We start from the raw sequence: 13567 nt of genomic DNA, 5'->3' as shown, positions 1-13567 counted from the left end.
TGGCATCCGCGTTCATGGTCCAGGCCAACGGCGGGTTCAACAGCACGCCGGCCCGCGACCTGCGCGACCCTGTATCGACCGTGACCACCAGCGGTAGCCAGCAGCAGCTGATCGCCGCCCACCTGTGCACGCTACGCAGGAATAGCGTGGGCCGCGACATGCGCGAGCCAGTGCCCACCGTCACGGCAGGGGCCGAGCACCATGCCCTGATCCAGTACCACCTGTCGCCCGAGCAGGAGGCCGGCGCCCTGCGCTGCGCAGCCTTCCTGATGCGCTACCACGCCAGCGGCGGCCAGTGGGCGGACCTGCGCGACCCGATGACCACCATCACCACGCGCGATCGCCTGGCGCTCGTGACAGTCTGGCTCAAGGGCGAGCCCTGGGTGATCGTGGACATCACGCTGCGCATGCTGGTGCCGCGCGAACTCTACAACGCTCAGGACTTCCCCCCTGGCTACGTCATCGACCGGACCGCCTCCGGCAAGCCCCTGACGAAAACCGCCCAGGTCCGCATGGTCGGCAATTCCGTGAGCCCGCTGCCCATGCGGCTCATCGTGGCCGCCAACTACTCGGAGATCTCGTGCAGCGCAATGCGACGCGCGGCCTGATCACTGCGTCACCCAAAACCCGGCCCGCTCAATGCGGGCCGCTTCATTTCTGCATCGACATGTCCAAGACCACACCTCAGAAGCCCTACACCCCACCGACCAGTTGCTACCAAGGCACGGAACTGAAACCGCATCCAGGCCTGCCGGCATCGCGCTTATATGCCTTCACGCTGCCCAGCCGCGTCGGCGGGCATCTGTACTACCCCGCGCCCGCGCGCCGCGTCGAACCTTTCCCAGCCTGATCTGGAGCCTCTGATGACGATGATCAACACACCTCTGGTGCTGCTGGCACAGCAGTGCGGCGGCACCTTTCACACGCCCGGGCCGACGCGCGCAATTCGCGGCATGTGCTTCACCTTCGAGCAGTTGGAAACACTGGCGGAGCAGCTGCGCTCGAAAGCAGCTGCGTCGCCCAATACCCACCAGGCCCAGGCTCCGGAACTGGCCGCGATGCCGAATGAGTGAAACCGCGCTCACCCTAAAACAGGCAGCCGAACGACTGCAGGTTTCCTACGGAACCATCTTCGAAAGGCGGCATGAGATCGCCTTCCGCCTACCCGGATCGCGCATATGGCGCATCTGGCCATCCGCCCTTGCCGCCCTCAACAAACCTCGCAACAATGTCACCCGGCTATCGTTGCGGAACCAGGATAGTGAATGCCCATCCGCAAAGATCAAACTTCCGGAATCTGGTGGATCGATCTACGCACGCCAAGCGGCGAAAGAGTTAGACGATCTTCTAAAACGACCGAGCGCAAGGCAGCTCAGGAATACCACGACCGCCTGAAGGCGGAGATGTGGCGGCAGGACAAGCTGGGAGAGCAGCCGCAGCGGCTTTTCGAGGAAGCTGCCGTTCAATTCCTCCGCGCCTCTGCTGGACAGAGCGACTACGACACCAAGGTTCGGCACGTCGCATATTGGCGCACCGTCTTCGGCGGCAAGCCCATCAGCTCTTTAACAAGCGACGTGATCCTTGACAACCTGCCCACGCACTTCGTGCGCCACGGCTCCACGGTGCAGCGGCCCACGTCGCAGAGCACTAAGAATCGGTACATCGCCACACTGCGGACGCTGCTCAACATGTGCGAGAAGATGCAGTGGCTTGGCCGCGCGCCCATTCTCAGCAACTACCGGGAGCCGGCGGTTCGCATACGGTTCCTGACCCGCCAGCAGGCCCGCGCTTTCATCATGGCCTTGTCTCAGGACTGGATGCGGGACATCTGCCGCTTCGCCCTTGCCACTGGCATGCGGAGCGCAGAGATCCTGACCCTGACCTGGGACAAGGTGGACCTCAAACGCTCCACCGCATGGGTCAGCGCCGACGCCTCCAAATCGGGCTCCGCGCGCGTGGTCCCGCTCAACATCGAGGCGCTGGACGTGCTGAAGGGGCGCCCCAAAGGCGTCACCGTCTTCACGCGGCCCACCGGGGCCCCGGTGAAGCAGGTCGATGCGCGAATTCTTGCCCGGGCGTTCGCAGCTGCCGGCGTCGAGAATTTCCGCTTCCACGATCTGCGGCACACCTGGGCCAGCTGGCATGTCCAATCCGGCACGCCCCTGTTCGTGCTGAAGGAGCTGGGAGGCTGGAAGACGCTGGAGATGGTGAAGAAGTACGCGCACCTGGCGCCGGAGCATCTGGCCCAGTACGCAAACGCGGTCATGTTTTGGTCAGAGCAGACCACCGAGGACAAGAAAAAAGCCCTTACGCTTGTGGCGTAAGGGCTTGATTTCATTGGTGTTTATTTGGTGGGTCCTGCGAGATTCGAACTCGCGACCAACGGATTAAAAGTCCGCAAAAAAGGCATTTCTTGATATTCCTCGTTGTTGATTTTTTCATGTAAATCAACAACATACATATTTTCATCTACTGAACTGTATTCCGATAAATGCCGAAAAATTGATGCACTCGGCTACGGCACGGCTACGGCGGGTAGACTCTGGGCATGGCCCGCCCTTCCAAAAATCAACCAGTGGACTTGTCCACGCCCATCAACATCACCCCCGGCGTGATCGAACGCCTCGTATGCCCAGAGGGCAAGGACCAGGCATTCCTGCGTGACGCCCTGGTCCCCGGGCTGCGCGTGCGCGTGTCCGCCCACGGCGCAAAGTCCTTCGTCTTCGAGCGCAAGGTCGGCCAGAAGACCGTGCGCAAGACACTGGGCGATGTCCGCGTGCTGACCGTGGACGAGGCCCGTGCAGCAGCCCGACGTGCCCACGGCGCCCTGGACGCTGGCGAAAGCCTGAGTGCGCCGGCCACCGCGCCAGAGCCTGCTCGCAATGCGACGGTGCAAGAAGCGTGGTCGGCGTATCTCGCAGACCGACAAAGCCAGTGGGGCGAGCGCCACTATGCAGACCACGTGAAGATGTCCGCCCCTGGCGGAAGGAAAGCAGCCCGAGGCACCCGGGGCCGTGGCGAGACCGTGCCAGGCATTCTCTATCCGTTGATGGCTCTGCCTCTGACGGACCTGACCCCCACGACGATCGAGGCCTGGGCCGCCGAGCAAGCCAAGACGGGCCCGACCCAGGGGCGCCTCGGTGCGCGGATGATCAGCGCCTTCATCAACTGGTGCGAAGACCAGCCCGCCTATGCAGGCCTCGCACCCCGTGGCGCGGCGGTCGTGAAGACGAAGCGCGTGCGCGAGACCCTGGGAAAGGCGCGAACCAAGAGCGATGCGCTCCTGCGGGAACAACTCGCCCCCTGGTTCCGCGCAGTGCTCTCCATGAGCAACCCGGCCATGTCGGCATACCTGCAGGTGCTGCTGCTGACAGGCGCGCGGCCAGGTGAAGTTCGGACCATCCGATGGGAGGACATTGACTGGGCTTGGGCAGGCCTGAGCATCCGGGACAAAGTGGAAGGCGACCGCATCATCCCGCTGACGCCCTATGTTCGCTCGCTGATCGACAGCCTGCCGCGACGCAGCGAATGGGTCTTCACCAGCGCGGACGGGTCGTGCCTCTACAGCCCCAACCACGCGCATGACAGAGCCTGCCAGGTTGCAGGTGTGCCGACCGTCACCCTCCACGGGTTGCGGCGCTCGTTCAAAAGCCTGACCGAGTGGCTGGAAATGCCCGCTGGCGTCGTCGCCCAGATCATGGGGCACAAGCCCAGCGCGACTGCGGAGAAGCACTACACAGTGCGGCCTCTGGATCTGCTGCGCATGCACCACGAGAAGATCGAGGCCTGGGTTCTTGCCCAGGCGGGCGTGCCGTTTGTGGCACCCAAGATAGGCCAACGGCTGCAAGTTGTTTAGCATTTTGCGAAATCAACGTATCGCAATTTAGGCAAATGCGATAACATTCCGACATGTGGACGACATCGGGTCGTCCCATTGATCGGAGATATCGCATGAACCGCTTCGGCCAACAGCCGCCCGCCCTCGAAACCCTGGCGGTGCCCACCGTGGACACAGCCACGGCCGCCCACTACCTGGACCGTTCGCCCCAGACCTTGCGGATTTGGGCCTGCAAAAACAGTGGGCCCATCGCGCCGCGCCGCGTCGCCGGCCGCCTGCAGTGGTTGGTCTCCGACATCCGCAAGGTATTGGGCGTGCAGCCATGAGAGCTGTTGACCTCTTCGCCGGAGCTGGCGGATTCAGCACTGGCGCCGCGCTGGCCGGCGTGCCCGTCATCTGGGCTGCAAACCACTGGCCCCTGGCTGTCCAGTACCACGCAGCGAACCATCCCGACGCGCAGCACCTGTGCCAGGACCTGCACCAGGCTGATTGGAGCCGCGTACCCGCGCACGACCTGCTGCTCGCCTCTCCCTGCTGCCAGGGACACAGCAAAGCCCGGGGAAAAGCCAGCGGCAACCCGCAGCATGACGCCAGCCGCAGCACTGCATGGGCAGTCGTCAGCGCCGCCGAGTTCCACCGCCCGCGCGCCATCGTGGTCGAGAACGTGCCCGAGTTCTTAGCCTGGTCCCTGTATCCCGCCTGGCGCACGGCCATGGAGGCACTGGGCTACATGCTGTCGCCACACATCGTGGATGCCGCCGACCATGGTGTGCCCCAGCACCGCGTGCGCCTGTTCCTCGTGGCAACGCGCAGCCGCTCACCCCTGGTGCTGGATCTGCCGAAGCGCGAACACGTCCCGGCCAGCTCGTTCCTCGACTTCGAGGCAGGGAGCTGGAGACTGATCAACAAGCCTGGCCGCTCCTGTGCAACCCTGGCGCGGGTGGCTGCCGGCCGAGCCGCCCACGGAGACCGCTTCCTGGCCCCGTACTACGGCAGCGGGTCGGGCACCACTGGTCGCAGCATTCACCGGCCGATCGGCACAGTGACGACAAAAGCGCGCTGGGCCCTGATCAACGGCGACTACATGCGCATGGTGACCGTTCCCGAAAACTGCGCGGCCATGGGATTCCCCAAGGACTACCAGTTGCCCGCGCAGATCCACCAAGCCACCCACCTGCTGGGCAATTCCGTGTGCCCACCCGTCGCCTGCGACGTGATCAGCACTCTGGCCGCCCAGCTCTGACCGCCCCATGACCCCGACCCCACACCCGACCTGCCAGCAGCTGCTGCAGCGCGCAGGCCACGTCATCAACACCACTGCCAGCGCCTGGTGCCTGGCCCCCGTCTCTTCTTGAAAGGCTCCCTATGCAAATCGCAGAACACCACCGCGAACAGTTCGAGCTCGCCTATGCGACAGCCTGGGCCAAAGACCGCGAAGGCGGCGAAACGCCCGAGCAGCTGGCGGCCGAGATCAAGTCCTGGCGCGCCGGCGATACCTATGAAGAGGAATTCATCCGCCTGCGCTTCGGCTGGGAGGGCTACCAGTGGGCGCGCGCCAGCCAGTGCCTGGCCCAGATCGAGGAGCCGGCCCAGCCCGTGCTGTACGTGAGCCCTGGGCAGTTGGCGAACCACAGCAACCCGGAAGGCCCGGAAAGCGCGAAAGCCGGACGCTACCTGCCCGCGCGCAAGACCCCAGCGGGCAAGTTCATCCAGCCGCTCTACGCCGGGGCAGCTCCTGCCGCCGTGGCGGGGTCGGACCTGAACCCAGCTGAGGCGGACCTGCCAGACGTTGAGGATATGGCGCACAGCGCCGTGCAGGAAGCCTTGAGCTTTGGCGTCAACCACGACGTCTTCCATCGCTGGATGCGCGCCGTGATGGACAAGACCGTGGAAGCGATGACCGCAGCGCCCGCCCTGGAAGCGCCTGCAGCCCCAGAGCCTGAAACGGTGGCATGGCTCAACAAGCCTATTCAGCTGGTCAACGGCGAAAAGGCAGGCGATCTGCCAGCCACCGTGGATTTCAAGCGCCATGCTGTCGCCCACGAATGGCATCAGGCTGAGCCGTTGGTGCGTCTCTCCGATGCGCTGACCTATGCGAAGGCGCTGGCAGCAGCGCCCCAGGCACCTCGGCTAGGCGAAGATGCGCTGCATCTGCTCCGCAGGCTGCTCTCCAATCAGCACACGTTCACCGGGCCAGAGTTCCGGGCAGCGCCCCAGGCACCTGCTGCTCCTGCAGTGGATGTTTTGTCGCAGGCAGTGCGCGACGTGCTGGCCGAGCGACGGCGCCAGGTGGAGGCCGAGGGCTACGACACGGAGCACGATGACGCCCATGTGATGGGAGAGATTGGCGCCCTGGCAGCGCTGTACCTGATGCCAGATGGCGCGCGTGATTGGGATGCGACCAGCACCACCTACGGCGCCACGCTCGGCCAGTCCCTGCTGCCCAAAAACTGGACCATGCCGACGATGGGTGAAGACCGCCGTCGCGATCTGGTGAAGGGAATTGCCTGTGGCCTGGCTGAGCTGGAGCGCTGGGACCGAGTATCAGTCCAGGCTGGCTACTTGGAGTGCACGCAATTCCATGTGCTGAACCAGTCTGCGCTGGACCTCGACACGGTGGCCGCAGCCCAGGCCAAGGAAGGCGGTGAAGCATGACGCGCCCCGGATACACACCGGCCGTAGATGCGGCATACAAGGCCTATCGGGCAGCGGAAAAGGAGTTGCTCGCCGCAATGCAGCGCGACTACCCGAAGGGTGCCCAGGTGAGGATTCACCACGACCGAGGCCAGTTCGATGCCACTGTCACTGGATGGCGAACCGATGGCGGCCCGGAGATCTGCGTGCGCAACCACCGCACCGGCAAAGGCAGCAAATGGTGGGCCGTGCGAGTCGAGGTCCTCGACGCAGCCCAGGCAGCAGCCAAGGGGGCAGGCGAGCAATGAACGGCGCACAACAAATTCAGCACGAGCGCGAAGCCAGGGACCTGGAAAACCACAGGCAGCGGGTTACGTGGTTGAGCGCTCCTGAGCCGAAATGGAGTTGCGACACCCGCGTGGACTCCCACACACGGCACGTTTTGCTGCTGCAAAGCAAGGCCGCCATAGAAGCGCACGCACAGCGCCCCACTGCGCACAAGGAGAGCTGACATGTCGAAAGTGATTTTTGAAACCATCTCCGGAGACGGAGGAACCGGCCACTACATATCCGACCACCGTTGTGGTGGCGTGAAGCCACTCGGCGGCGGGCGCTTGACTCAGCGCGCAGAACTCAATCCCAAGGAGGTGATAGCCGCCCTCGAAATGAGTACTGCTGGTCGTGCAGCGCTTGCGACATACGTAAAGCGCTTCCAGGAGCGCAAGGAGAGCTGAATGGCAGACATGAATTGCCCCTACTGCGGCGCAGATCAGGAGGCCAACCACGATGACGGCGCAGGCTACGCAGAAGACGTGCTCCACGAACACTGGTGCCGAGCCTGCGACAAGCACTTCGTCTTCGAGACCTTCATCAGCCTGAGCTACGAGGCCAAGAAGGCCGACTGCCTCAATGGCGCACCGCATACCTGGCTGGCCACAAAGACCTGGCCGCCGCAGTACCGCCGCATGCGCTGCATGGAGTGCGGAGAGGAGCGGCAGCCGACGCCTGAAGAACGCGCGGCACTCGACATCCCAGAGCGCGCCCAGGCGCAGCAGAAAGGACCGGCATCGTGAAAACCATTCTCTACGGCCCCGTCACCGAGGCGCACCTGGCCGATGCGTCTCTGTTCTCCGGCATCGACCCGACAGCGTTTGTTACCGACGGAACGCAGAAGCCGCCGGCGACCACGCTGCCTGTCGAGACCATTCCTGTCTGCCCCTTGGTCGGCGACAGCGCGGGCGAGCTGCAGAACCACTGGCGCCTGGTGCTGGCCGCAGACGCCCTGATTCTCGTCGGCCAAAACGACCACCTGCTGCACGCGGCGGGTCGGTACTCCCTCCCGATCTATCACTCGGAGACCTGAACTATGGCCCTAACTTTGCTGGAGCACTCATCCTCCGGGTACGTGGGGCGGACGTTCGCCAACGCCACATCGGCCGACCTGACCCTGGCCTTTGCCTGCGATTTCACGACTGCGGGTGAAAAACTCACCGCCCGCAGCGCCGCAAGCCGTCTTGTGCGTCTACGGCTCTCGGGGGGTGGAGATCCGGCAGAGTCAGCCGTATGTGTTTTACGGGCCAAGGGGGTTCGACCCTTGCAGAGTGTGAACATCGCGGGCAACGGCCTTTACACCCTCGTCCAGTACAGCTGGACGCAGGCTCGCATCAACCAGTGGGTGTATGACGTGCTGAAGCTCGTACACCACACCGCCGACTTACGCACGGTGCGCAGTGGAGGCCAGACCGGTGTCGACCTGGCCGGGCTCGTCGCCGGTTGCGCCCTTGGTCTTCCGACCACCGGTCTGTTTCCACGGGGCTTTCGACAACGCGACGCAGAGGGCATCGACATCAGCCGCAGCGCGGAAGACCTCCATGCTGAAATCAATGGCTGGGTGAGGGCCCTTCGTCGGTGACTGCATTGCTGCACGCCTGCCGGTCCAAGGTCACTTGGTCGAGCAGGCGTTGCACGTCGAGGTCTCGCTGCCGGAGAAGTCCTCGACCTTCGACAAGTAGTTCGACACCCTCGCCTGCCAGTCCGCCGAGGGCTTCAAGCCGATCGAACGCACGCTGGCAGGCAACGGCGTCAGCTGGATCTCCCGAGCGACCACGGGTGGTTGCGGAGGCGAGTTGGTCGCGCAGCCGGCCAGCAGTACGCTGCTCAGCAACAAGCTGGCGGCCCAGAGACTCTTTGTCTTTCGCATAATTCTCTTCCTTCATTTGTTGATCAGCAGCGTGCTGCTGCTCGCGTTTCGCCAATTGGGTCTCGTGGGCTCGTGCAGCCGAATCACGCGAGACGGTCAACTCCGCCGCCTGCCGGCCCGCGTCGGCCAGGTCGAGTTGCAGGCCCAGGTTGCGCAGGTGCAGTTGCTGGACGAGCAGCACCAGCATGCCGATCGCCACCCAGTGCCCGTACCGAGCGAGGGCGGCAATCACGCCAGCACCTTTTTGGCAGCCGCCCACAACGCCAAGCGATCGTCCAAGCCATTCGTGCCTCCGTTGATCTTCTTGGTGATGCCCAAGAAATCGCCCCGATCGGCAAGGGCGTTCAAACCCCGGCTATGCCAGAACCAGGCTGCGGACAAGGCAGCCCAGGCTGGTTGCTCCAGTGCCACGGGGTCTTGCTCGAAGTCCGGTGCCCGAGGCTCGACAGCGCGCAAGGCCCGGGTCGCCGCCTTGTAGTTGTCCCGGCCGGTGACCTGGATGAGCCCTCGACCCAGGAACCGCTTGCCGTCGCCGGGCTCGACGTTGCCCAGGTCCCGACGGCCCTCGTACCGCAGCTGCGCCGCAGTAGGACCCCAGATCTCGCGCACATAGACCAATCGGCCGGATTCGTGCCCCACCTGGGCCAGGAAAGCCGCGATGCGCGCCGGCGAGTCGATGCCGTAGCGCGCGCAGGCTTCGGTAATGGCAGAGGCCCACTGGGTCGCACGCATCAGCGTGGCGCCCGTGCATGCCGAGACGATTTCAGGTGTGAGTTTCATTCTTCAACGTCCTCCAGGGGTAAGTTCGGCGCCGGCCCTTCGATCGCCAAATTGCGTATGTAGACCTGTTGGCCTACCGTGGCTTCGCCCACCACCTGCGTGATGTTTCCGCCCACTTCTTCGACCCGGACAGTCGTGCCGTCAACCGCCAGGACAGTGCCGACTCGCCGCGGTGCGCGCGGCAGCAGTCGCTCAAAACGCTTAAACAGGTTCAACGTGTGTCTCCAAAGTCAGGGTTTGGTAGATCGTCGGCATCGACACGTCGACAGACACGCCGCGCGACAGGCCGATATGGGTGTTGCCGCCTTCGACGTAGCGCACGAAGTTGCCGGGCTTGATGATTCCGGTCTCGGCGAGCACAGGCAGCCGCAGCGCCACCGTTGCGATGCGGCCCGTGTCAGAAAGGATGGCCCTGCCCCGTTGGCGCACCGCGTCTGCATGCGTGATCAAAGGGTCCACCACCGTAGGCGCCGGCAGGTCTCCCGCAGTGCCGGATCGCGTGTATCGACCATGCACGCCGTGCTCCTGGCCGATGACGAATGCGCGGTTGTAGCGAGGCTTCTCCGTCCACTCGAAGCTCTCCTGCGAGGTCACGGCCGCAGGCAACTCGAAGTTCGGGGTCACAGAATCCCACTCCCAAGCGGGCGCGGGATACCGCAGGTGCATGAGCAGCGACCGGTCGGTGTTGTGAGGCTGGACGTATGCGCCGGCGGCCCCTGCCACGGCGTTGACCGCCGAGATGTAGGAGCCGCTGTGGTTGAACACGCCCGCCGGCACAAGCCAGTCGGTCAGGTTCCAGGCGGCAACCGTCCATCCGATGGGCACACCATTCAGGGTCAAGATGTCTTCCACGAGTTGCCGTGCGGTGCGCGGGAACTCGTTGCCGAACGACATTTCAGGGGCATACGGCGCATCCAGTTCCGCTCCCAGGCCCCGGCCCGAAACCCGCAGTTGGGAAGACCCGAACGTGCGGTCTCGCGCGATACGCTCCAGGGCGAAATTGAAGGGCGTGCCATTGATGGTCGCCTGTACGACCACGGGGTCGCCGTCGCTATTTGGCTGGACATCGGCCAGTGCTTGCCCCGGAACTGCAGCTGAGAATTGCCAGGTCCACGAATCCACGTCCAGAGACATGTTCAGCGAGGTCGCGGGAATGATTCGCCCGTTGTCCAGGCGGATGAGTAATGCGCTGTTGATCGTCAAGTAAACCTCCTTTACCGGCACGACAACGGTCGGCTCGGGGTTGACGCCGCCCTTGCAGCAGAAAAAGACCAGCTCGGTGCTGCCCGTCCAGGCCTGCGCAAACACCAGCTCCACGGCACCCCCGGGCGGCGGCACATAGCACGGCGGCGGCTTGGGCGGATCGACCGGTCGGCCCGGCGTGATGCCCGGCGGCGGCACCATGGCGTCCTGATACCGCGCACCGCCCATGACCACGGCCAGCTGCAGGGCGTCGCCCATGCTGCTGGTGTGCCAGGCACCCCGCTGCAGGCCGTCGCCGAAGGCCTGCACGGTGGCGCGGCGCACGCGGATGGCTTCCTGGAATCGCTGCAGCACAGCCGCCTGGGCGGCCAGGGCGTTGTCCATGCCCTGGCGCGTGGCCAGGTGCATGCGGATGGCTTCCTGCCAGGGCTGGGCGGTGATGCCCGCCACGGCCAGGGCGTTGCCCATGCCCTGGCGCGTGTCCAGGCGCAGGCGCTGCGAGTCCTGCCAGCGGTGCACGGTGGTCGCGCCGACAGCCATGGCCTGCCCGCCACCGATGCGCGTGGTGCTGCTGGCCACGGCCGACTGCTGGTAGACCGACACCAGGGCGCCGCGCGCAGCTGCTGCCTCTTCAAACCCTGACAGCGTGCCGCCCACGGCCGGGCGGTCGGTGCGCGTCTGGTAGACCGCGCCGAGCGCGACCCGCGCGCCAGGCAGCCGGATGGCAGTGGCAGCTGTCTTGCGCCGCATGGCACGGATGCCCACGCGGGCGCCGGGCAGGCGGATGGCTGCCCGTGCGACTGCGTCCTCGCTGGAGCTCGAGTCGTCCTCGTTGCCGAACACCAGCTCGTTGGGCGAACCACCGGCCAGCGGACGACGGAAGATCAGCTCGATGATCGCCATGGGCTACTCGATGTAGCTGGTCGGAGCCAGCGTGAGGTAGCCGCCCGCGTACAGCTGCGTGCTGTCCGGGATCTGGATCTGCCCTTCGCCGCCTTCGGCCGACACATCCACGTCCATCACCAGCGCACCCGCCGCAGACACGATGCGGCCCCAGGTCGCAATGCCAGACTCGAGGATCATGGCGCCTGCTGCATCGCGAGCCAGCAGCCGCAGCCGGCCGGCCACGATCTCGCCGCAGGGCTTGGCCAGCGGCAGCTCTACCAGCATGGGCAGGGCCGAGGCCTCTCCGAAGGCGGGCCGCTCGGCGTCTGCAAAGAACCGAACGCAGGCCGTGCCCGAGCCCACATCAAGCAGCAGGTCGCGCAGCCCCTGCAGGCGGGCCTCGTTCGCGGCTATGGTGATCTCAACGCCGCGCAGGGTCATGGCATGGCCTCCGGGGTGACGCGGTCGGCCACAACGGCGCGGAAGTCGCCCTCATGGTCGTAACTCAGGACCGTGTATGCGGTGGTGCTGTCAATGTGCGCGAATTCGTAGTCTCCCTGGGCATTGCTCCAGGTCTCGCGGATCAGCAGGCCATCACGGTCGCGGTACAACCGCACACGGCGCGAGACAGGCACCTTGGGGCTGTTCTTGTCTTGCTGCTCAACAGTGCGCCCACGCACGCGACCCAAGGTGTCGCCTCCCAAAACATAGTCCAGGCGGCCTGCACCAACAGGCGATACCCTGTATGCCCCTTGGTAAATTTCACGCCCGCCCACGCCCACGGCAGTCGTGGGCTGGAGCAAGCTGGTTGGATAAGACAGCTCCGCCATATCACTTAGCGCCAAGGGCCCGTGATATCGATGAAGCCATATCCCGACGGGGCTCCGGCAGAGCCAGAATGCGGAAGTGCCAGCAGGCGACGGGCGCTTATTGCTTCGATCAGGGTCGAGTCACGCTCGAAATACTGAGCGACCTGCGACTGCGGCACGTAGCGGTATCCGGGGACAACCGCCCGTGGCGTGTTGTTGACGATGGGCGCATTGTTCAAGTACAACTGCGAGAGCTTCAATTCACCGTCCACGTCACTCGGGAAAACTCCCAGGCCGGAGTCGGTCCCGGAGCCAGCACTCACGGCTCCTGCGTAGCTCCTGAGATCCGGGGCTACACTGCTGCCCAAACCTGTTACAGCCCTTGGCAAAAAATACCAGTTGCTGGATGCTGTATCTAGGCTGCCATTGTTTGGCGCGGCCGTAACGTTGGATTGTGAAGTCCCCCCGCAAAGCAGACAGGCGTATGCGTCACCGGCTTTGCGCAGCGCCAACATGTCGCCAAACCCCCTGGTGCCTCCTGCGGTGCTGGTCGCAGTGGATGAGGTAGCCGGCGCGGTGTTGTCAACGAAGAAGCGGCTGTCTCCCGCGATCAGCCAACGGGTGGCAGTGGTATTGGCCGAGACACTCTTGGCCCACCAGCAGCCATCAGCCCGCTGCGCGACCGTAGGAAAAGGTCCAGTCCCGGTATCGATGGCCGACATGTTTTCATATGCGCGCAACGATGCGGCGGTCGTGGTCCGGTCATCGACATAGAGATACATGCCCAAGCTCTGCGGATCTGTGGAGCGGTACACGGCCTGGTTGGTCCCAGAAAACGGTTTGGCCCAGCCCAACGCCGCAAACTTGAACGTGATGCCTGTGCCGTTGTCCACGCTGTCGGGCGCGGCCGTGCGGAACTTGAACACGCCGCTGGCCGACTCGGTCACGCGCTGCTCACCGTTGAGCAGGGCCTGCGCGGCGCCGGCGATCAGCAGCACGCTGTCGGGCGTGGGAGGCTGCGAAGCGCCCACGGAAAACTCCACCGTGGCCACGCCGGCCGCCACCGTGATGCGCGTGGCCGCGCGCAGGCCGAAGCCCGTGACTAGGCAGGCATCGAGCACAGCGATCTTGCTGCCGGCCTGGCCGTTTTGCACGGGCGCGCCGTACATCGTCGAGAGAAAGTGCTTGACGCTGGTATCGACAAGGGATGCCATGGGT

The 13567-nt window shown here is 64.7% G+C and carries 19 protein-coding genes and 1 pseudogene; 13 read left to right on the top strand and 7 right to left on the bottom strand.

The features are described from left to right. The 13 genes and pseudogenes from L995_RS18690 to L995_RS18640 form a co-directional block, all read left to right on the top strand. A pseudogene (locus L995_RS18690) lies at positions 1 to 608 on the top strand (DNA cytosine methyltransferase); the annotation flags it as partial. Continuing rightward, positions 581 to 850, top strand: coding sequence for a hypothetical protein (locus L995_RS32120; RefSeq protein ID WP_231574472.1), 270 nt, complete (start codon positions 581 to 583; stop codon positions 848 to 850). The pseudogene L995_RS18690 and the gene L995_RS32120, both read left to right, overlap by 28 nt. Positions 851 to 863: 13 nt before the next feature. Next, positions 864 to 1073: a hypothetical protein gene (locus L995_RS18685; protein ID WP_016452857.1), complete on the top strand. Its 210-nt coding sequence runs from the start codon at positions 864 to 866 to the stop codon at positions 1071 to 1073. A gap of 192 nt (positions 1074 to 1265) precedes the next feature. Further along, on the top strand, positions 1266 to 2324 hold the full coding sequence (locus L995_RS18680; RefSeq protein WP_047472965.1) for a tyrosine-type recombinase/integrase: 1059 nt from the start codon (positions 1266 to 1268) through the stop codon (positions 2322 to 2324). 251 nt (positions 2325 to 2575) lie between these two features. Further along, positions 2576 to 3856, top strand: coding sequence for a tyrosine-type recombinase/integrase (locus L995_RS18675; RefSeq protein ID WP_442855533.1), 1281 nt, complete (start codon positions 2576 to 2578; stop codon positions 3854 to 3856). A gap of 95 nt (positions 3857 to 3951) precedes the next feature. Then, on the top strand, positions 3952 to 4164 hold the full coding sequence (locus tag L995_RS18670) for a hypothetical protein (RefSeq protein WP_052195831.1): 213 nt from the start codon (positions 3952 to 3954) through the stop codon (positions 4162 to 4164). Beyond that, positions 4161 to 5081 (top strand): DNA cytosine methyltransferase, encoded by a 921-nt coding sequence (locus L995_RS18665; RefSeq protein WP_047472963.1) that lies wholly within the window; start codon positions 4161 to 4163, stop codon positions 5079 to 5081. Before L995_RS18670 ends, L995_RS18665 begins: the two co-directional genes overlap by 4 nt. Before the next feature lie 122 nt (positions 5082 to 5203). Beyond that, entirely contained in the window at positions 5204 to 6493 is a 1290-nt protein-coding gene (locus L995_RS31440) for a hypothetical protein (protein WP_052195830.1), read from the top strand. Continuing rightward, positions 6490 to 6780, top strand: coding sequence for a hypothetical protein (locus L995_RS18655; protein WP_047472962.1), 291 nt, complete (start codon positions 6490 to 6492; stop codon positions 6778 to 6780). Before L995_RS31440 ends, L995_RS18655 begins: the two co-directional genes overlap by 4 nt. Positions 6781 to 6984: 204 nt before the next feature. Next, positions 6985 to 7206 carry a hypothetical protein gene (locus L995_RS33265; RefSeq protein ID WP_156136098.1) on the top strand — a complete coding sequence of 74 codons (222 nt, stop codon included), beginning with the start codon at positions 6985 to 6987 and terminating at the stop codon, positions 7204 to 7206. After that, positions 7207 to 7545: a hypothetical protein gene (locus L995_RS18650; protein WP_047472961.1), complete on the top strand. Its 339-nt coding sequence runs from the start codon at positions 7207 to 7209 to the stop codon at positions 7543 to 7545. Further along, positions 7542 to 7835, top strand: coding sequence for a hypothetical protein (locus L995_RS18645; RefSeq protein WP_047472960.1), 294 nt, complete (start codon positions 7542 to 7544; stop codon positions 7833 to 7835). The genes L995_RS18650 and L995_RS18645 overlap by 4 nt, the downstream gene beginning before the upstream one ends. A 3-nt stretch (positions 7836 to 7838) precedes the next feature. Next, positions 7839 to 8384: a putative molybdenum carrier protein gene (locus tag L995_RS18640; protein WP_052195829.1), complete on the top strand. Its 546-nt coding sequence runs from the start codon at positions 7839 to 7841 to the stop codon at positions 8382 to 8384. Here L995_RS18640 and L995_RS18635 read toward each other — a convergent pair. The 7 genes from L995_RS18635 to L995_RS18610 all read right to left on the bottom strand — a co-directional run bounded on the left by L995_RS18635 (position 8353) and on the right by L995_RS18610 (position 13563). After that, positions 8353 to 8904 carry a hypothetical protein gene (locus L995_RS18635; protein WP_047472959.1) on the bottom strand — a complete coding sequence of 184 codons (552 nt, stop codon included), beginning with the start codon at positions 8902 to 8904 and terminating at the stop codon, positions 8353 to 8355. The genes L995_RS18640 and L995_RS18635 overlap by 32 nt on opposite strands. After that, complete coding sequence (locus tag L995_RS18630; protein ID WP_047472958.1) at positions 8901 to 9452, bottom strand: glycoside hydrolase family 19 protein; 552 nt, start codon at positions 9450 to 9452, stop codon at positions 8901 to 8903. Before L995_RS18630 ends, L995_RS18635 begins: the two co-directional genes overlap by 4 nt. Beyond that, entirely contained in the window at positions 9449 to 9667 is a 219-nt protein-coding gene (locus L995_RS33260) for a hypothetical protein (RefSeq protein ID WP_156136097.1), read from the bottom strand. Before L995_RS33260 ends, L995_RS18630 begins: the two co-directional genes overlap by 4 nt. Further along, a complete protein-coding gene (locus L995_RS18625) occupies positions 9654 to 11558 on the bottom strand; it encodes a hypothetical protein (RefSeq protein ID WP_047472957.1) in 1905 nt (634 codons plus the stop codon). The genes L995_RS33260 and L995_RS18625 overlap by 14 nt, the downstream gene beginning before the upstream one ends. Before the next feature lie 3 nt (positions 11559 to 11561). Further along, positions 11562 to 11981, bottom strand: coding sequence for a hypothetical protein (locus L995_RS18620; protein ID WP_047472956.1), 420 nt, complete (start codon positions 11979 to 11981; stop codon positions 11562 to 11564). Then, complete coding sequence (locus tag L995_RS34400; protein ID WP_231574471.1) at positions 11978 to 12229, bottom strand: hypothetical protein; 252 nt, start codon at positions 12227 to 12229, stop codon at positions 11978 to 11980. The genes L995_RS18620 and L995_RS34400 overlap by 4 nt, the downstream gene beginning before the upstream one ends. Before the next feature lie 146 nt (positions 12230 to 12375). Next, positions 12376 to 13563, bottom strand: coding sequence for a hypothetical protein (locus L995_RS18610; protein ID WP_047472954.1), 1188 nt, complete (start codon positions 13561 to 13563; stop codon positions 12376 to 12378). Positions 13564 to 13567: the final 4 nt, after the last annotated feature.

The sequence above is a fragment of the Delftia sp. ZNC0008 genome (assembly GCF_000799035.1).
Classification (GTDB): Bacteria; Pseudomonadota; Gammaproteobacteria; order Burkholderiales; family Burkholderiaceae_C; genus Comamonas; species Comamonas tsuruhatensis.
The sequence above is the reverse complement of the archived record's forward strand: the minus strand, read 5'-3'. Positions and strand labels throughout refer to the sequence as shown.